This window comes from Leclercia sp. GHBNCSD (genome assembly GCF_055805075.1).
In genome coordinates this window covers 946,636-964,733 of record NZ_JBQVYO010000001.1, presented here as the reverse complement: position 1 = coordinate 964,733, position 18,098 = coordinate 946,636, and the positions used below count along the sequence as shown (strand labels likewise).

Annotated in this window: 18 protein-coding genes; 5 read left to right on the top strand and 13 right to left on the bottom strand. The window is 53.9% G+C overall.

Annotated features, from left to right (window positions below; genetic code table 11):
* The first annotated feature begins 57 nt into the window (after positions 1-57).
* From ACT3IC_RS04675 to ACT3IC_RS04660, 4 genes are all read left to right on the top strand, one after another.
* On the top strand, positions 58-2,436 hold the full coding sequence (locus ACT3IC_RS04675) for a tail fiber domain-containing protein (protein ID WP_473476397.1): 2,379 nt from the start codon (positions 58-60) through the stop codon (positions 2,434-2,436).
* The gene (locus tag ACT3IC_RS04670) at positions 2,429-2,722 is read left to right on the top strand and encodes a hypothetical protein (RefSeq protein WP_473476394.1); all 294 of its coding nucleotides are present in this window, start codon (positions 2,429-2,431) and stop codon (positions 2,720-2,722) included. The genes ACT3IC_RS04675 and ACT3IC_RS04670 overlap by 8 nt, the downstream gene beginning before the upstream one ends.
* A gap of 91 nt (positions 2,723-2,813) precedes the next feature.
* Positions 2,814-3,053: a hypothetical protein gene (locus ACT3IC_RS04665; RefSeq protein WP_103179173.1), complete on the top strand. Its 240-nt coding sequence runs from the start codon at positions 2,814-2,816 to the stop codon at positions 3,051-3,053.
* Positions 3,053-3,370, top strand: coding sequence for a hypothetical protein (locus tag ACT3IC_RS04660; protein ID WP_473476391.1), 318 nt, complete (start codon positions 3,053-3,055; stop codon positions 3,368-3,370). The genes ACT3IC_RS04665 and ACT3IC_RS04660 overlap by 1 nt, the downstream gene beginning before the upstream one ends.
* Before the next feature lie 373 nt (positions 3,371-3,743).
* Here ACT3IC_RS04660 and ACT3IC_RS04655 read toward each other — a convergent pair whose 3' ends face one another.
* The 7 genes from ACT3IC_RS04655 to ACT3IC_RS04625 form a co-directional block, all read right to left on the bottom strand.
* On the bottom strand, positions 3,744-4,850 hold the full coding sequence (locus ACT3IC_RS04655; protein WP_103178391.1) for a PTS fructose transporter subunit IIC: 1,107 nt from the start codon (positions 4,848-4,850) through the stop codon (positions 3,744-3,746).
* Between the two features lie 41 nt (positions 4,851-4,891).
* Positions 4,892-5,203, bottom strand: coding sequence for a PTS fructose transporter subunit IIB (locus ACT3IC_RS04650; protein ID WP_103178392.1), 312 nt, complete (start codon positions 5,201-5,203; stop codon positions 4,892-4,894).
* Between the two features lie 71 nt (positions 5,204-5,274).
* Positions 5,275-5,745, bottom strand: a complete 471-nt coding sequence (locus ACT3IC_RS04645; protein WP_214421643.1) for a PTS sugar transporter subunit IIA — start codon at positions 5,743-5,745, stop codon at positions 5,275-5,277.
* 190 nt (positions 5,746-5,935) lie between these two features.
* Positions 5,936-6,613: a D-allulose 6-phosphate 3-epimerase gene (gene alsE / locus ACT3IC_RS04640; protein WP_103178394.1), complete on the bottom strand. Its 678-nt coding sequence runs from the start codon at positions 6,611-6,613 to the stop codon at positions 5,936-5,938.
* Between the two features lie 21 nt (positions 6,614-6,634).
* Positions 6,635-7,897 carry a PTS ascorbate transporter subunit IIC gene (locus tag ACT3IC_RS04635; protein WP_103178395.1) on the bottom strand — a complete coding sequence of 421 codons (1,263 nt, stop codon included), beginning with the start codon at positions 7,895-7,897 and terminating at the stop codon, positions 6,635-6,637.
* A 31-nt stretch (positions 7,898-7,928) separates the two neighbouring features.
* Positions 7,929-8,195, bottom strand: a complete 267-nt coding sequence (locus ACT3IC_RS04630) for a PTS sugar transporter subunit IIB (protein ID WP_103178396.1) — start codon at positions 8,193-8,195, stop codon at positions 7,929-7,931.
* Between the two features lie 10 nt (positions 8,196-8,205).
* A complete protein-coding gene (locus ACT3IC_RS04625; protein ID WP_103178397.1) occupies positions 8,206-8,646 on the bottom strand; it encodes a PTS sugar transporter subunit IIA in 441 nt (146 codons plus the stop codon).
* A gap of 222 nt (positions 8,647-8,868) precedes the next feature.
* Between ACT3IC_RS04625 and ACT3IC_RS04620 the strand changes: the two genes are divergently transcribed.
* Complete coding sequence (locus ACT3IC_RS04620; protein WP_103178398.1) at positions 8,869-9,921, top strand: LacI family DNA-binding transcriptional regulator; 1,053 nt, start codon at positions 8,869-8,871, stop codon at positions 9,919-9,921.
* A gap of 116 nt (positions 9,922-10,037) precedes the next feature.
* On the opposite strand, the gene ACT3IC_RS04615 is transcribed toward ACT3IC_RS04620, so the two are convergent.
* From ACT3IC_RS04615 to uxaC, 6 genes are all read right to left on the bottom strand, one after another.
* Entirely contained in the window at positions 10,038-10,949 is a 912-nt protein-coding gene (locus ACT3IC_RS04615) for an XdhC family protein (RefSeq protein ID WP_103178399.1), read from the bottom strand.
* A 9-nt stretch (positions 10,950-10,958) separates the two neighbouring features.
* Entirely contained in the window at positions 10,959-13,157 is a 2,199-nt protein-coding gene (paoC, locus tag ACT3IC_RS04610; RefSeq protein ID WP_420193618.1) for an aldehyde oxidoreductase molybdenum-binding subunit PaoC, read from the bottom strand.
* Entirely contained in the window at positions 13,154-14,110 is a 957-nt protein-coding gene (locus ACT3IC_RS04605; RefSeq protein WP_156653962.1) for an FAD binding domain-containing protein, read from the bottom strand. Before ACT3IC_RS04605 ends, paoC begins: the two co-directional genes overlap by 4 nt.
* Positions 14,107-14,796 (bottom strand): aldehyde dehydrogenase iron-sulfur subunit PaoA, encoded by a 690-nt coding sequence (gene paoA, locus ACT3IC_RS04600; protein WP_159339683.1) that lies wholly within the window; start codon positions 14,794-14,796, stop codon positions 14,107-14,109. The genes ACT3IC_RS04605 and paoA overlap by 4 nt, the downstream gene beginning before the upstream one ends.
* A 180-nt stretch (positions 14,797-14,976) precedes the next feature.
* A complete protein-coding gene (locus ACT3IC_RS04595) occupies positions 14,977-16,524 on the bottom strand; it encodes an MFS transporter (protein WP_159339684.1) in 1,548 nt (515 codons plus the stop codon).
* Positions 16,525-16,538: 14 nt separating this feature from the next.
* Positions 16,539-17,954, bottom strand: a complete 1,416-nt coding sequence (uxaC, locus tag ACT3IC_RS04590) for a glucuronate isomerase (RefSeq protein WP_473476379.1) — start codon at positions 17,952-17,954, stop codon at positions 16,539-16,541.
* Between the last annotated feature and the right edge of the window lie 144 nt (positions 17,955-18,098).

Here is an 18,098-nt window from a genome sequence, read left to right as displayed (position 1 = left end):
TACCAAATCAAAATTATCTGACCCGCTTCGGCGGGTTTTTTTATGCCCGGAGCGAGCATGACCAAATACGCCACTAACAATCCGATTGGATCAATGGATCCGAAGGACCTTTTCGATAACGCCCAGAATCTGGACTTTGCGGTTAACGACATTACCAAAGCCATCTGGAAGGATCGCTTTGGCAGAAACCGCCCGACAATGTGGGGCATGGAACAGACGTTTTCAGCGCAGTTAATCAGTCAGCAACAGCGTTTTAATGATTTTATCCAGAGTTCTGGATACCAGGTTATTGGTGAATATACGGATGGCCCGCTTACCATTACTGACTATAACCAGCTGATTAGGTATCAGAATGAGCTCTGGAAGCTGACCGCTGCAACAAATCTGCCGTTCACTACTACCGGCAATGATGCTGCATCCTGGGTAAGTGATTCTACGCATTTCGTAAGCGTAGGAGATGCGTCACTTCGTCAGGAGTTGGGCGATCCAGGGGGGGCTGGACTTGTCGGGGGGATGGCTAAACCGGTTACATGGTCTGGTTTTGCAGGGGGCGCAGATTCAACCGGGATCGCGACAGCAGATGCTGCGTTTGCAGCTGCCGATAAAGGAGCCATGTATATTCCATATGGCACTTATAAGCTGGCGACAGAATGGAACCCGACAGATGACCAGGCGTCCATTGAGGCAGCGGGCAATGTATCTTTTACAGGGGCCAAACCTAACTTTGCTGGCTTGATTCCATTCCAGGGCGGACCGATCTGGTCGCAGAAGGTAATAAAGCGCACTTACCGAAGCGATAAATGGGCAGGCTATGGCAATATTTTCCAGTCCGCTCATTATGCAACATCTGAGATCCCCTCGTACGATAACGGCGGGGGTAACGTAGTGGCGCTTTATGCCGGAGCCGATGGTAAGGGTGCCAATTCTGCAGTATGGGCTGCTAACCTTGTTGCATATGCGAATAATGCGTCCGCCACTGCAATGGGCATCGAGTTGAATTACGGCGTGTTAGTAAATGGTGGGCTCGCTTATGGTTTGGTGGTTGCTTCCGCTGGCAGCTATGAAACGCAGGCAGGCGTTCAGCTTCAGGCTAACAATGTCAATTCAAAAATGCGAAACGGCCTGCGATTTAATAACCGAAGCTGGGGACTCGCAACTGATTACCTTATCGGGTGTAGCGGGGATACTGCAACTTCACCGGCCGGGGTGGGCATTAACTTCCAGGGGTTCAGGTTCACGGGCGCGGAAATCTCTACCAGCTCATTCCTCGTGAAAGCCACCAAGCTTAATACAGTAAGCAGGGTATCCATTGATGGGGCGGTTTCCGGCGGCACACCTGGCATTGGCATAGACAGCACTGATGCCAACGTGAACCTTGCTATCAGCACGAAAGGCAATGGCCAGATTCTGTTTAACACCAACGGCGGAGAGGGTTTCCGCATCAGCGCTTCGGGTCAGCCTGATTCATTGCTGGTGAACCAGGGGACTGGAAATGCAATCTTGGGGGCCCGCGGCGGGTCTGCTGACGTGTCAATTTATCTGGCACCTAAGGGTGCTGGAAACGTCAGGCTTCAATCTAATCTTGCGTTGCAAAGCGCTAACAACTACATCTGCGCAACAAGCGCATTGCCCTGGGCTGGGGGCAATACCCAGACTGCGTTCACTATAACGTCTGACGAGAGGCACAAAACTAAACCGTTGGTGATCACCGATGCAATGCTGGATGCGGCTGCTGAAGTGGACTGGGTGCAGTATCAGTATCTTGATCGAGTAGAAGAGAAGGGGGCCGATGGTGCCAGGTGGCACTTCGGTGCTGTTGCTCAGCGATACGTTGAGGCTTTTGAGAGACACGGACTGGACGCTCACCGCTTCGGTTTTCTGTGCTATGACGAGTGGGAAGACCAGTACGTTAAAGTTCAGACCAACGAAGGTGCTGTTGTCGTAAAAACCAGAACTGTGGAAAAAGCCGTTTCGGTCACCAAAACGCGAATGGTAAGTAAGCCGATTATGGTTACTGCTTACCGCGAAGTGCTGGTTGATGCAGAGATGGAAGACGGTACGAAAATCAAGAAACTGGTCAAGCAGGAGTATCAGGAGCCAAAGCTTACCCAGATCTTTATCTTCAATGAGGATGGTTCTCCGCACCTGAATGACGAAGGCGCTCACGTATTCGTACTGGCCCCTGAAACGGAAGAGGTCAGCGAAGAATACGAAGATGAAGAAATGGTGGAAGTTGAGGAGGAATACGAAGAGGCGGCCGTTCCTGAATTTATAGATGTTCTGGATACTCCAGCCGGTTCGCGCTACGGCATTCGCTATGAAGAAGCACTGGCTCTGGAAGCTGCATTACAGCGCCGCAATTATGAGAGATTGCTGGATCAGCACGTAAATCTCACGGCACGTGTTGAAGCGCTGGAGGGGGTCAGCCATGGGTGACCTTTCTCCATTGGCCCACGCAGCCATTGCTGTCTTCGTGCAATGCGCTGTCGGTCTGGTTTCAGAGATGTGGGGCGCGGGCGGTGCGACAGGCTGTATCTGGTTTATCGCTCGCGAGCACACCCAGGCCGAGTATCGCTGGATTGCCCAGTTTGGCGCAGGGAAGCGTGCCAATATGCCGTGGTGGGGCGGATTCGACTGGAGCGCATGGAATCTGCCCAGCCTGCTCGACTGGATTGTTCCAGTGCTGGCGTGCGCTGTCGTTTATTTCGTAGCCACACTTTAACTCCTGGCGGGGGTATTGATAGGTATCGCCTCATTGATCTGCACCGCCTTCAAAACTACTGTATATAAAAACAGTAAAAGGAGTGCAGATCATGCCCCGCCGTTCCGACATTCACGCCGCATTTGTGGCCGCAATACAACTAAACCCTAAGGGCTACCGGTGCTTACGCACAGAAGACTTTATCCGCGAGCTGGCAAAGGTCCACTGGCATTTCAGCCGGGCCGACGCCAACGAGTGGATAGAGCGCTACCAGCCCGACTTCACGGATAAGACAACTGACGGAACCGACAATCACTACTGGATCCTGCGCAACATGGGGAGGGTTCACTGATGGGATTTCCTTCACCGGCGGGCGACTATGTAGAGCAGCGGTTAACGCCGGAGCGTATCTGCGGGATCGGCATGGACAGCCGCATCCTGGAAACGTCGAGTGGGTTTGCAGTCATCGAGCCGTGCACCAGGCTGGTACAGAATCAGGTTCTGCTTATTTTATCGGGCGGCCGGACTCAATTTGCCAGGGTAATGGGTAGGGCGCTGATTTGTGATGACGGCGAAGCGATAGAAGGGGAAGCGGCGGAAGAGGTGGAAGTGTTGGGGCGGGTGACGTACTTCATCAACAGTGCGATCGAAGACGACAGGGTAGTGTGAGACAAATGTGGGACACGCATGGCTTTTCTGGCTTTGTCGTGTCTTCACATCTTTTGGCATCATGGGACGTGTGAGCGCAGGGATGATGCGGTAAGTTACTGTGTTAAAACGCAGTTCTTATAATTCGTAATGCGAAGGTCGTAGGTTCGACTCCTATTATCGGCACCATCTAAGTCAACGCGTTACCTCTGATATTCACCAGTCAGGAATGTGAGTCCCAGGTATTATCAACAGAACATATTCTTTGCATAATTTTTAGCCTGCACCGTTTACATAAGCCTGAGAAGGTGTTCGGGCAGCACCAGTAGCCTGGATACCGCCCAGCGAAACATAGAATGTTGCCAATCTACCCTGCGTGTTTTTACGTCCAGGCTTAGCTTATTTTGATGTCATCCAGATTAATATCTTCCTCTTCATCATCGTGGTTTATAACCACGTCGCGAGGAACATCCTTTTTGATGACGGCATAGACAGTAGCCGTGACAACGATATTCACCAGTAACGCCATAATACCCGCCATGGGGTGTGACATGGTTGGAATCATCAACACGCCGCCGAAAGGTACGGTTGCGTCAGCACCATATACCATGGTAACGGCACCACCACAGGCGCCACCGATTGCCGCAGCGGTGATACCACGAATGATATCGTTCATCACGATAGGTATAGAGCCTTCGACGATATTCACCACTCCCATCGGCACCGCCGATTTCAACATCTCGATCTCTTCGTTGTTATAGATGTTTTTGCGCAGAAGTTTGGCGATAAAAAATGCCAGCCCCAGGCCGATAGGGGTTGCCGTATTCACTAGCTGAAGTGCAGTAATGGGTTCATTTATGCCCTGCGCCTGAAGCGTTAAGACGAATGCGAAGCAGGTTTTATTGATCGGCCCGCCGAAATCAACAATACACAACGCGCCAATCACAGCCCCTAAGACTAAATTGGAAGAGGTACCCATACTTCTCAGGAAAGAGGTAAGCGCATCGGTAAAAATACCGATAGGCGTACCGATGATGTAGACCATGATCAGGGCGCTGATGATAGAGGCAAAAAATGGCACAATCAGTGTAGGCATTAAGCCCCGAGCCCAGCCAGGTACCTTCACATTTTTAATGATAGCAAGCGCAATATACCCAGAAATGTAGCCGCCGATCATGCCGCCGATGAAACCTGCACCAATAGCATTAGCCGCCAGGCCCACAATAAAACCCGGCGCAATACCGGGTTTGCCAGCGATCGAGCCGGAAATCCCGATAGCGATTACGACGGGCAAAAGTCCAAGGGCCTTTGCGCCCATCGTTGCTAAGGCCTGCCACAGATCAAACTGGCCCGGCACTAACGCGTCCTGAACCGTACCCCCCAGGCCCATGCCGATGGCAATAATAAATCCAGCACCACAGACAATGGGAATTAAGAACGAGATAGCAGTAAGCAGATGACCTTTAGGGTTGGCTGCTTTCCATATTTCTTTTATATTCATAAATTACGCCCTTTAATTTATAGGATACGCACAGGTAAAAGTTATGAATTCACTAATTCACTGAGCTTTTCAATAAGCTTATTAGGAGATTTAACCGCCATTTCTGTTGGAACTTTAACTACTCGCTTTCCGGCGAACCGTTCTTCTCCAGATACCTTTACATCAGCGGCCAGCAGAACAATATCGGCCTGTGCAATTTCTTCAGCGGTTAAGGCGTTCTCGATACCAATTGTGCCTTGCGTTTCAATTTTGACATTGTGACCTGCTTTTTTTGCTGCTGTTTCAATTTTCTTCTGCGCAATGTATGTATGTGCAATACCTACAGTACAGGCTGTAATTCCAACGATATTCATGGGTATTCTCCATAATTTGCTTTGAGATGTTCAAACTTATCAGATAATGGCAGAGGTAATAATTTCCGGAATTAAACGGTCTGGTCTTCAGCTTCTGAATTTAATAGCTCAATGAGCTTCTGAGGATCAGTTTCTACCAGCAACTTAGCGATAATATCCTCGTCGGCTAATGAGCCTGAGACATGTGATAATAAACGGATGTGAGTGGTATTCTGATCTGCCAGACGAACAGCAAATAAAATAATACAGCGGACATCGCTCCCATCCATCGTTTCCCAGGGAATGTCGTGTTGGGTACGCCCAATAGCCAATGCCGTATGGGCGACAGCCGAGGATTTACCGTGCGGGATCGCAATATGATTTTCGAATCCCGTTGATCCCTGCTCCTCGCGCAGCCAGACATCCCGAATAAATTCATCTTTATTAATGACCGCGCCATCCTGCACCAGTAAATCCGTTAATTCTTCAATGGCATCTTCCTTACTTCTCGCACTCATGCTTAACTTGATATTTTTGACGTTAAGAACTTCCGAAATATCCATAATTCACCTTCGATAATAAAAAAGCATTGATATAAGTGGGGATACAAAATGCTTCTTGCTTTGGCAACTATGTGCTAAAAGGTACAGCGCCCTCAACCGTACTAATCAGGAGCGCGGATAAAGAGACAGACCGGTTAAAAAGACCTTTATCCTGCGCGATGGCTTAATACGGCTGAGCGCACTGCAATTTTCAGGCAGCGACTTCGCGCTGGTAAATATCGACCATTTTATCCCAGGCATCACTCACATTATCCGCCAGGGAGAACAGGCCAGAGGTCCCGACAATAAAGACGTCAACACCGGACTGAGCAATTACATTAAAGGTTTTCTCGTTGCAGGAGCCGTCAATCTCGGTCAGATAGTGGTAACCATGTGCTTCACGCATCGCAATCAATTCTCTGATTTTGTTGAGTGATTCCGGAATAAACTTCTGCCCGGCGTAGCCTGGATCAACCGACATGACGGTCACTTTGTCCAGCAGATGCGCGTACTCTTTAATGGCATCAGCCGGGGTAGCCGGGTTCAACACCACGCCACAGCGACGGCCCGCATCTTTAATCTGGTTCAGCAGACGGAATATTTTGTTATTCGCCGTCTCCGGATGGAAGCTGATAATATCGGCCCCTGCATCAATACACATCGGAATAATATCTTCCGGGTGGTTCACCATCAGGTGCACATCGATTGGCACATCGGTGATTTTCTTCAGGTTTTCGATAAAGAACGGTGACAGCGTAATATTTTTCACATAGCTGCCATCCATAATATCAACGTGATAAAAATCCGCCCGCCCGTTCATTGCCGTAATTTGTTCTCTGAATTGCGTTAAATCCATACACATTAACGAGGGCGAAAATTTAGCCGCCATACTTACCTCCAAAAGAATCAATTAGTTAAACAGTGATACGACATGCCCAAGAATGATGCCAACCACCCCGAAGTCCGCATCGCCAAAGGTGGTGGATGCAAAGCCAAGGTCGCCCATCAAAGGCAGCAAAATCGCCGGCAAAAATGAAATCAGCAGACCGTGAGCAAATGCACCCACCACCGCGCCGCGGCGACCTCCGCAGATGTTGCCGTAAACGCCCGCCGTCGCGCCGCAGAAGAAGTGCGGCACCAGGCCAGGAACGATGACGCTTAAACCAAAGAGCGGGCACAGGAACATACTCACCAGACCGGCGGCAAAGCTTGACAGGAATCCGACGATCACCGCGTTTGGAGCGAATGGAAAGACGGTAGGGCAGTCGAGAGCCGGTTTGGCGTCTTTCACCAGTTTGTCGGCGATGCCTTTAAAGGCCGGAACAATTTCGGCAATAATCATGCGCACGCCCGCCAGGATGATCCACACGCCTGCCGCGAAGGTCAGCGACTGGATAATGGCGAAGATGATAAAGTTCTGACCACCGCTGATACTGGTTTCGACAAACTCTTTGCCTGCTACCAGCACCAGAATCACGAACAGGATCATCATCGTCAGCGAGATGGCGACCGAGGAGTCACGCAGGAAGTTCAGTGATTTCGGTACCTTCAGCTCTTCAATCGACGGGCTGCCCTTACCGATCGCTTTTCCCACCAGCGCCGACAGCAGATAGCCAGTTGAACCAAAGTGTCCCAGTGCCAGGTCATCAGTACCAGTTATTTTGCGTGTGAACGGCTGCAGAATGGCCGGCGAGACCACCATCATGATGCCGAGGATCACCGCTCCCACCAGCACCACCCACAGGGGTGACAGACCGCCGACTGAGAGGATAACGGCCAGCATCGCCGACATATAGAGCGTGTGGTGTCCCGTCAGGAAGATGTACTTCAGCGGTGTAATACGGGCCAGGACAATGTTAAACAACATCCCCAGGACCATGATCATTGCCGTTGCGGTACCGTAGTTTTTCTGGGCCAGCGCCGCCATAGCATCCGTATTGGGCACTACTCCCTGAATATGGAATGAGTGCTCAAACAGCTGGCTAAAGGTCGTTAATGTCGTGGCGATAATCGCCGCTCCGGATGTTAATATCACAAAACCCATAATGGTTTTGAGGGTTCCGGAAATAACATCGGAAAAAGCTTTTTTCTGCAATAATAAGCCGATCAGGGAAAAGAGACCGACCAGGATTGCTGGTGTGCCCAACACATCATGAATAATAAACTGCAGCATAGAATAACTCCGTAAGGCCGCAAATAATTAATCAGAGATTTTCGGAAAGAATTTCTTTGATTTTATTGTTATCCAGCAGGTTAGATAAGCCAAAGACCTGGGCAGAATGGCTGGAAAGATGTTCGGCAATATCCTTAGCGCTAAGAATAATATCGGCAGTTTCACTTTTTGCCGAAGTCAGATCGGTATGAGAAACCTCTGCTTCTTTATTCAGCTCTTTAATTATTTTTTTTACGTTCATTTCGACGATAAAACTGCTGCCTAAACCGTTACCGCAAACAATCAGAACCTTTTTCATCTTCACCTCTTTATCCGTTGATAACAGTTTGAATTGTTTCCAATGTTGATGCTTTCAGCAGTGCTGAGAGTCGTTCATCATTGCTAAAAATCTCCGCCAGGGCGGTAATCATATTGATATGCTCATCTCCTGAAAGTGCACACAACATAATCACAACATAAATAGGGTCATTCTCGTCGGCGTTAAAAGAAACCCCTTGTTTAATATGTAAAAGCGACAGTCCGTTTTTAATCGCCCCTTGCTCCGGGCGAGCATGTGGCATCGCCAGGCCGGGAGCTAATACATAATAAGGACCCAGCTCCTGATGGCTCTTAAAAATGGCTTCAACATATTCTTCGGTAATCGTCTCTTTCGCTAATAAGGGCTGAGCCGATAACCTAATGGCCTGTTTCCAGTCGCTGACTGAATCCACGATCTGGATATTTTCTACAGGTAGCCAGGTTGTAATCATAAATACCCCGATAGCGTTGAAAGTGAACTTACTATAGTGGAATGACTTCGCGGCTTACCGTGATCTGTATCGCAAAGTTAGCGCTAACATGGCAATAATGTTAAAATCCTTGTTACCGCTAACTTTATTATCGATACTTGTAATTACTTTGCAGTTGGGCAATGCGAAAAACGCTAAACATCATTTACAATGGTTGCCCAGTCAGGCGAAAGGAGGAGATCAGTGCAGACGTTAGAAGCGGACGATAGCGCGAGAGAAAAACGCAGGAAAAACACCGGTAAAATTACGCTCGCTGAAGTTGCAAAACTGGTCGGCGTTAGCACGATGACCGTGTCGCGCGCGTTACGTATGCCTGAAAAAGTGAATCCTGAACTCCGTAACCGCATCGAAGCGGCAGTGAGTGAGCTGGGCTATGTGCCCAATCTCCAGGCCCGTAGCCTCGCCTCCGCTGACTCCAGCCTGGTGATGGGCGTGGTGCCCTCATTTTCTTCTCCGGGCTTTCTTGCCGTCTCCGAAACCCTGCAGACCGTGCTCGCGACTCAGGGCTATAGCATGATGTTTATTGAGTCCAGTCAGGGAGGGCAGAGCGAAGAGCGCGCTTTTGCGCAAATGCTCGCCTATAACCCGGCGGCGATTGTTCAGTTCAACATTGATAACATCAGCAGTTGTTCGCAAATGATCAGTAACACCGGCGTGCCGGTGGTTGAAATTGGTGCCATCAATCGCGATGCGAGCTGGGTCAGTATTGGCGTTGACTATGCTGCTGCCATCAAAAAGCTGGTCACATCGCTTGTGCAGGCCGGATATAAGAATATCGGCCTGCTTTGCACGGCGTCCAATAACATTATGTTTCGCCAGGTACTGAGCGGCTGGAACAGCGCCATGCTCTCCGTTAACCACTCGCCCCACCGTGTGGTGACTTCTCATCTGCCCGCAGGTATTACGACCGGTTTAAACCTGCTGGGCGATATTCGTATTACCTGGCCAGAGCTGGATGCGCTGATTTGCACCTCTGATGAAATTGCCTGCGGCTGCATTATGGCCTGCCACGGTGCAGGGCAAAAAGTGCCTGACGCCCTGGCTCTGGCAAGCCTGAGCGGGGGGACCCTTGCCGCAGTCTGTTCCCCGGCGCTGACGGCGGTTGAATTCCCATGGAGTGAGACGGGAACGGTCGCAGGGAAAACGTTGCTTGATCTACTGGCTGGCAAATCGACAGATAAAGCCATCGAATTACCCTCAACGTTACAAGTTCGCGCCAGCACCAGAAAGCAGTAAGGCCGGTACCCTGGTTATGCCGCCGCATACGACAGGATGACGGGTGGTCACTGGCATTCCCGCCATGCTTATTCGCCGCTCACGACCAGCAGCATTTGACGCCAGATCCTGGTGGATCACCGCGTGTGGGCCCTTACCGCCGCCACGTCCGCCACCACCGACAGCGCCAGCGTGTTAGCATCCCGCGCCTGGGGGAAGATGCCAATCGGGGCCTTAATCCGCGCGATATCCGCATCTTTCCAGCCCAGCTCACGCAGTTTGCCCACCCGCCGCTGGTGGGTGCGCTGGCTGCCAAGGGCACCGATATAAAACGGCGCCGCTCCCAGCGCGGCCTGTAACACCGGCAGCTCCTTGTGCTGATCGTGCCAGAGCAAAATCACCGCCGTGTCCGCATCCATCAGCTCAACCGTGGGGGGATTGCAATACACCTCGTATCCCGCCGCCTGCGCCACATTGGCTGTCGCCTGCGCCTCCACCGACCCGCCATAGATCAGTAGCCGCGGGCAGGGGCGATAGCCCTGCTCGAAGCGATCGTCCTTCCAGCCTGTCCTGGGTGTCCAGGGCGCCGACTGCAATGATTGGGAAGAGGGGAGGTAATGCAGTCCCACCGGTTTACGCTGGGCGAGGCTGTTCAGCACCGCCAGCAGCGGCTGTACCGTGCGCACTTTATGGATGTTCAGCGTGATCCCGCCGCCGCAGGGGAGCACAATATCGAACCACGGCGATCCCTCGCCATACTTCACCTGACGGTCCGTGCCGCAGGCGAGGGTCTCCAGTGCCTCGTACGCGGCAGCGGCCTCCACGCAGCCGCCGGAGACATAGCCGCAATAGAGCCCGTCCTCGCGAACGGCCATCTGCGCCCCCAGCGGCCTTGCTGCGCCGCCGCGGATCTCCACCAGGGTCACCAGCGCCACCGCCATGCCTGCCGTAAACGCCTCCGCCGCGAAGCGCAGCACCGCCACGCTGTCGTCGGTAGCAAAAGCCTGCTCGGGGATAATCTGTTCACTCAGCGCAGCGCCTTGCAGCATGCTCTCTCCTTACACCACATCGGGTAGCGCATCGATCAGTTTATCCAGGGTGATGGGATACTCCCGCACCCGCACCCCCGTGGCGTTATAGATCGCATTGGCGATGGCCGCCCCGACGCCACACAGCCCCAGTTCACCCACCCCTTTGGCCTTCATCGGCGAGGAGATGGGGTCGGTATCGTCGAGGAAAATCACCTTCTGTTCCGGGATATCGGCATGGACCGGGACTTCATACGCCGCCATATCGTGATTAACGAAGTAGCCAAGACGGGTATCCACCGCCAGCTCTTCCATCAGCGCCGCGCCGAGCCCCATGGTCATCGCGCCAATTACCTGGCTGCGGGCGGTTTTCGGGTTGAGGATCCGGCCTGCGGCACAGACCGCCAGCATGCGGCGGACCCGGACTTCACCTGTCGCCATATCGACCGCCACTTCGATAAAGTGACCGGCAAAGGTCGACTGCTGATACTGTTTATCCAGATCGCCAAACTCGATATTGTCTTCGGCGGTCAGCGTGCCGTTGGCTGCGGCCTCGCGAATGTCCGCGCTGCGGGTATCAAGAACGATCTTCCCGTCGCTGAACTGCGCCTGGTCCGGATCAAAACCGAGGTTCGTGGCAATGGTATGGCGTAACTTCACGCAGGCGGCGTAAACCCCCGAAGTGGAGGTGTTCGCCCCCCACTGGCCGCCTGAACCGGCCGATACCGGGAAGTTCGAATCACCGAGATGCACCGTCACCTTGTCCAGCGGCACGCCCAGCATCTCTGCCGCCGTCTGGGCAATGATGGTATAGCTCCCGGTGCCGATGTCCGTCATGTCGGTTTCCACCGTCACGTTTCCGTCCGCGTCCAGATGTACCCGGGCACCCGATTTTTCTAACAGGTTATTGCGAAAACCGGCCGCCATGCCGTAGCCCACCAGCCAGCGTCCGTCGCGGACCTGGCCGGGCTTTGCGTTGCGCTGCTTCCAGCCGAACTCTTCGGCGCCGGTACGCAGGCACTCGATAAGCTGACGGCGGGAGAAAGGGCGGTTGGGATCGGCCGGATCGACCTGAGTATCATTGAGAATGCGAAATTCGACAGGATCGATGCCCGCTTTCTCCGCCATCTCATCAATGGCGATCTCAAGCGCCATCATGCCCGGCGCTTCGCCGGGGGCGCGCATGGCGTTGCCCTCGGGCAGATCCAGTTTTGCCAGCCGCAGGCCGGTATGACGATTGGCGCCCGCATAAAGCAGTTCGGTCTGCTGCACCGCCGTCTCCGGCGTGCCGCCGGGCAGATTGCCGGACCAGCTGTCATGGGCGATGGCGGTAATCTTGCCCGCCTTGTCGGTCCCGATGCGAATATGCTGGATGGTCGCCGGGCGGTGAGTGGTGTTGTTGGGAATTGTCGGGCGCGACAGCATGACCTTTACAGGGCGCTTCAGGGTGCGGGCCGCCAGCGCGGCCAGCAGCGCATCGCTCCTAAGGAACAGCTTGCCGCCAAAGCCTCCGCCGATATAGGGGGAGATGATGCGCACGTTCTCCTCGGGGATCTTCAGCGTCGCCGCCAGATCGGTGCGGCACCAGGCGACCATCTGATTGGAGGTCCAGACGGTCACCTTGTCGCCGTCCCAGACCGCCATAGAGGCATGCGGCTCCATCGCCATATGGCTCTGATCGGGGGTGGTATAGGTCACATCTATCTTCACCTCGGCGGCGGCAAAGGCGGCGTCAACATCGCCGACGTTTTTGTCAGGGGTCTTCTCCGGGGGCTCGTTGACGGCGGGTTTTTCCTCTGCCAGCGACCAGGCGCCCTTTTCACGGCGGTACTGGACCTGCACCAGCGACGCCGCGGCCCGGGCCTGCTCGAACGTCTCTGCCACCACCAGCGCAACGGCCTGATGGTAGTGCTCTATTTTCGGGCCGCCCAGCAGAGTGGCCGTATTTCTCTCGCCTTTGCCGAGCTCGCCAGCACTGCTGGCCGTGACGACCGTCAGCACGCCTGGCGCGTTTTTCGCGGCCAGGGTGTCGATGGCGGCAATCTCGCCTTTGGCAATCGCCGATCCGACCACATAGCCATAGGCCGCATTGGGCGCGGTGTCGTGCCATTCGTAGGCATAGTGCGCCTTGCCGGTGGTTTTTAGCGGGCCGTCGATACGGTCATGGGGCTGTCCAACCACCTGTAACCGATCGATTGGGTTTTCCCCTGCCGGTTTCTCAAATTTCATACCTGAGCCCTCGCTTCTGTCAGCACGGAGGCAAGCGTTCGCTTCGCCAGGGTAAGTTTGAACCTGTTTTCAGCCGTCGGATGCGCGTCGGCAAACAGCGCGTCATACACCGCCTGTGCCCCCTGGGGGAGTTGCGCATCGGCCTGCGCCATCCGCCAGGGTTTATGGGCGACACCGCCCAGCGCGACGCGGCCGGTGCCATCGGGCTGGACAATCGCAGCCACCGAGACCAGCGCAAAGGCGTAGGAGGCGCGATCGCGAACCTTACGGTAGATGTGTTGCCCGCCCACGGGCGGCGGCAGGGTGACGGCGGTAATCAGCTCGCCGGGCGTCAGCACGGTCTCAATATGGGGCGTTTTTCCCGGCGCACGATAGAAATCGGCGAGGGGGATGTTGCGCGTTTTTCCATCTGCATTGATGGTTTCTACCACCGCGTCCAGCAGGCGCATCGCGACGGGCATATCGCCGGGATGGGTGGCAATGCAGGCTTCGCTCCCCCCGACGACCGCATGCTGACGACTAAAACCTTCCAGCGCCGCGCAACCGCTGCCGGGAAGGCGTTTATTGCAGGGTTGGTTCGTATCGTAAAAGTAGGGGCATCGCGTGCGCTGCAGAAGATTGCCCGCCGTGGTGGCCTGGTTGCGCAACTGACCAGATGCCCCGGCCAGCAGCGCTCTGGAGAGCACGGCATAGTCGCGGCGCACGCGCTCATCTGCAGCCAGATCGGTGTTACGCACCAGGGCGCCGATGCGCAGCCCCCCCTCGTCAGTGGCATCAATCTTATCCAGCCCCAGGCCGTTTACGTCGATCAGATGCCCAGGGGTCTCGATTTCCAGCTTCATCAGATCCAGCAGATTGGTGCCGCCCGCGATAAATTTGGCGCCAGGTGTGCGCTGGGCGCTGGCGGCGGCTTCAGCTGGGGTTTTTACCCGCTCATAGGTGAAGGCTTTCATGATTTTTCCCCTCCGGCGACATCCTCAATGGCAGCGAGTATGTTGGCGTATGCGCCGCAGCGGCAGATGTTGCCGCTCATGCGCTCGCGGATCTCCTGGGCATTCATTTCGGGAGGAGAGACCAGATCGAGGGTCACATGGCTGGGGATGCCCTCTTCAATCTCTTTCAGCACCGCCACCGAAGAGCAAATTTGCCCCGGCGTACAGTAGCCGCACTGATAGCTATCGTGTTTAACAAACGCCGCCTGCATAGGGTGCAGATTGTCAGGAGTGCCCAGCCCCTCGATGGTAGTGATATCGGCGTTCTGGTGCATCACGGCCAGGGTGAGGCAGGAATTGATCCTGCGCCCGTCAACGATGACGGTGCAGGCGCCGCACTGTCCGTGATCGCAGCCTTTTTTGGTGCCGGTCAGGTGCAGGTTCTCGCGCAGGGCATCCAGCAGGGTGGTGCGGGTATCCACCTCCAGCTGCTGCGCCTCGCCATTGACGCGAAACGTTACCGGCATTTTCTCCGGTGCGGGTGTGACGGCGGGTTCGCCCTCGGCCAGGGCGGAACAGGGATAGACCGCCGCGGTCGCCGCTGCTGCGGCGCTGGCTTTTAAAAGGTCCCGTCGGGACAGGCTAAAATCGTGTTGTTCGTGCTTCCCGAACTCACCATCTTCGGGGTATTCGCCTTGGTTGCTCATGCCAGGCCTCCGGTATGCAAAGGGGAAATAACGGTCAAAGAGGGCGCGACGTTGTCGTCTTTTTTTAAACGTTAAGCATAGACGGCGATGTTGGTGGGATTATTCTTAAATCCAGCAGGGGGTTAAACAGGGCAGGAAAGGGTCGGCAGCGGGCGGGGCAAAGCCTGCTGCCGACGGGGGTTAGCCGTTCAGCGCGGAACCGGGCGTCGCAGGGGCTACATACTCTGCGGACACGGGATTCCACAGCTCGTCATAGGAATAGCCCGTGAGGTCTTCCACGACATGGCGAGCCTCGGGCGTGACATCCTGTTTGCGGCCATGTGCCTTCAGGCGTTCAATTTCATCTACAAAGATCTTGTGCGTGCGCTTGTTCAGATGGAAGGTGAGCGCCTGCCACAGGGCAATAATCAGCAGACCGGCGGTACCCACAAACAGCAGCAGGGCGATGGTATTGATGGCTTCCTGTGGCTGAACCTGGCTCCCTTTCACGAAGCCGCCGCTCTGCAGGAACAGACCCACCGCAAAGGTCGCAATGGCGACCGTAGTCTTACGGGAGAAGGTCATTACCGCCGCAAACAGCCCTTCACGACGCTGACGCGTGATCATTTCGTCGATATCCGGAATAAACGGGAAGACGTTCCACGGGGTAAATTCCAGCACGCAGCGGCCCACCTGATAAACCCCGGCGAGGATCACCAGCAGCATCACTTTGTGGTCTGTCGGGAACTGATAGACCAGAAAGAACCCGCCGAGACAGAGCAGCATGACAGAGTAAGCAAAGACATAAAGACGTGACGGGCCATATTTGATGATTGCCACGCCTGCCGCCAGCGTAACCGGCAACCCGACGATGCTCATGGAGAGCAGGGAGCCCGCCAGCGAGGAGGAAACGCTCAGACAGTATACGCAGAAGAAGACGAAAACCGTGTTGTAAACATCCTTGGCGGTAAAGGAGAAAAGATAGATGGCGAGGTGTTTACGGAACGCGCGAACCTTCAGCGTTGAAGCGTACTCCTTAAACAGGTTGCCTACGGCGGCGAGTTGCTCAGCGGCTGTTTTTGCCTGTGGCGCTTTTTCCATTTCTGCCAGCATTTCTGGGGTTAATTCTCGTTCCCATGTAACTTTCCAGGAGATAAACACGCAGACGGTGAACAGCACGGCAAACACCACGCCGTTGATCAGATAAGCATCGGCATTGTGATCGCCCAGCCAGCCAATCAGCAGGCCTGGAATAAAGGTCGCGAGGAACGTTCCGGAGGCTGACAGGAACATACGGCAGGTGGAAAGTTTGGTACGGTCGTTGAAGTCTTTAGTCATTTCCGACGGCAGCGTTTCCCATGGGATCAGCACCATTGCAGCAATGATTTCAAAGGCCAGATAGACGGCGAGATAGAACCAGAAATTCATCCCGTTCAGCCAGAGCAGAATATAAACCAGCATCAGCGGCGCACCGATCAGCAGAAAGAACCGCCGGCGACCAAATTTTTTGCCCAGGTAATTTTTATAAAAATGATCCGTAAAACTGCCCATAAACAGGCTGACGATCGCGTCGACAATACGGGCGATAGCGACGATAGAGGCTGCTTCAATCGGCGACAGACCGACAAAGGTGGTATAGAAGAAAAGCAGCCAGGCACCAATAACGGTAAAAGCCCCGCCACCCATGATATCTGTCAGACCATAGCCGATACTGACAGGAATAGTGACTTTTCTCTTCTTAAGCGACATAGGTTATTCCTGCCTCAGGCTTGAGCAAAACAAAAATAGCGGCGTGCGTTTTCAACACAGATGCCGCGAATCATGGAAGCAAGGATCGCTTCATCTTTCGGGACTTCCCCTCTCTCTACCCAGCCGCCAATCAGATTGCAGAGGATCCGGCGGAAGTAATCGTGACGGGTATAGGAGACGAAGCTGCGGGAGTCGGTGAGCATGCCGATAAAATTGGCCAGTAAACCCTGATCGGCCAGGGTGTTAAGCTGGCTAACCATGCCGCGGCGCGTATCGTTAAACCACCAGCCGGAACCAAATTGCAGCGGGGACTTCACGCCCTCTTCACCGCTCTGGAAATTGGCGAGGGTGGAGGCGACCACGTCGTTGTAGCTGGCGTTAAGGTTATAGAGGATCGTTTTTGGCAGACCGTCGTTTTCAGCCATGGCATTGAGCAGGGCGTTCAGGCTCCCGGCGAGATGGGGCTGATCGCCAATTGAATCAAAACCGCTGTTAATGCCGACTTTGCGGAACATCGGCATGTTGTTGTTACGGATCGCACCGAAGTGAATCTGCATCGCCCAGCCGCGCTGTTTGTACATTCTGGCAAGCGCGACAAAAATGAGGCTATCCCACGCCTGGCGTTCATTTTCCGTCAGCGTTTCACCCGCCAGTCGGCGTTGGAACAGCGCGGCTTGCGCGGTTTCATCGAGACAGCAATAGTGCACTGCCAGCGGCCCGTGATCGGAAATTCGGCAGCCCACGGAGTGGAAGAAATCAATGCGTGACGCCAGTGCAGCCAGGAAGTGTTCGAGTGACGCGATCGATATGTCTGTTTTCTGCGCCAGCCGTTCGACAAAGGTCAGGAAGCGATCCGGGTCCGTATCGAACAGTTCATCCGGGCGGAAGGTGGGCAGGACGAGAGTGGCAAAATCGCTCTGCGCTGCCAGTTGCTGATGGTAGTGCAGATCGTCAAGCGGGCCATCGGTAGTGCACAGCGCTTCAACGTTAGAGCGGCGAATTAATGCCTGGGGTAAAAAATCACTGCCACGTAACTGTTCATTACAGCGGCGCATAATTTCATGCCAGTTTTTGCTGTTGAGGGTGTCGTCGATATTAAAATAGTGCTTCAGTTCGAGATGGGTCCAGTGGTAAAGCGGATTGCCAAAACTGGCTTCAACGGTTTGCGCCCAGGCTTCGAATTTTTCTTCCGCACTGGCATTACCGGTAATTTTCCGTTCAGGGATCCCATTCGCGCGCATGGCACGCCATTTGTAATGATCGCCCTCCAGCCATAGCTGAGTCATATCGGTAAAGGGTTTATTTTCCCATATCGCTTTTGCATCAAGATGACAATGATAATCAATAATGGGTAGCGATTTTGCCAGTTCAGAATATAGCTTCTGCCCTGTGATGTTGTTGATCATAAAGATATTATTAATCAGTGACATAAAGTCTCCGTGAGCGCAGTTTTTTATAACCTAAACACCGCCCTTTTTGGCCGAAGCAGGCCAACGGCGCATGTTTTATGCCATAAACATTAAACCTCTCACGGATTACAAGTCTACTACCATACAAGTATAAATAAAAAAGTG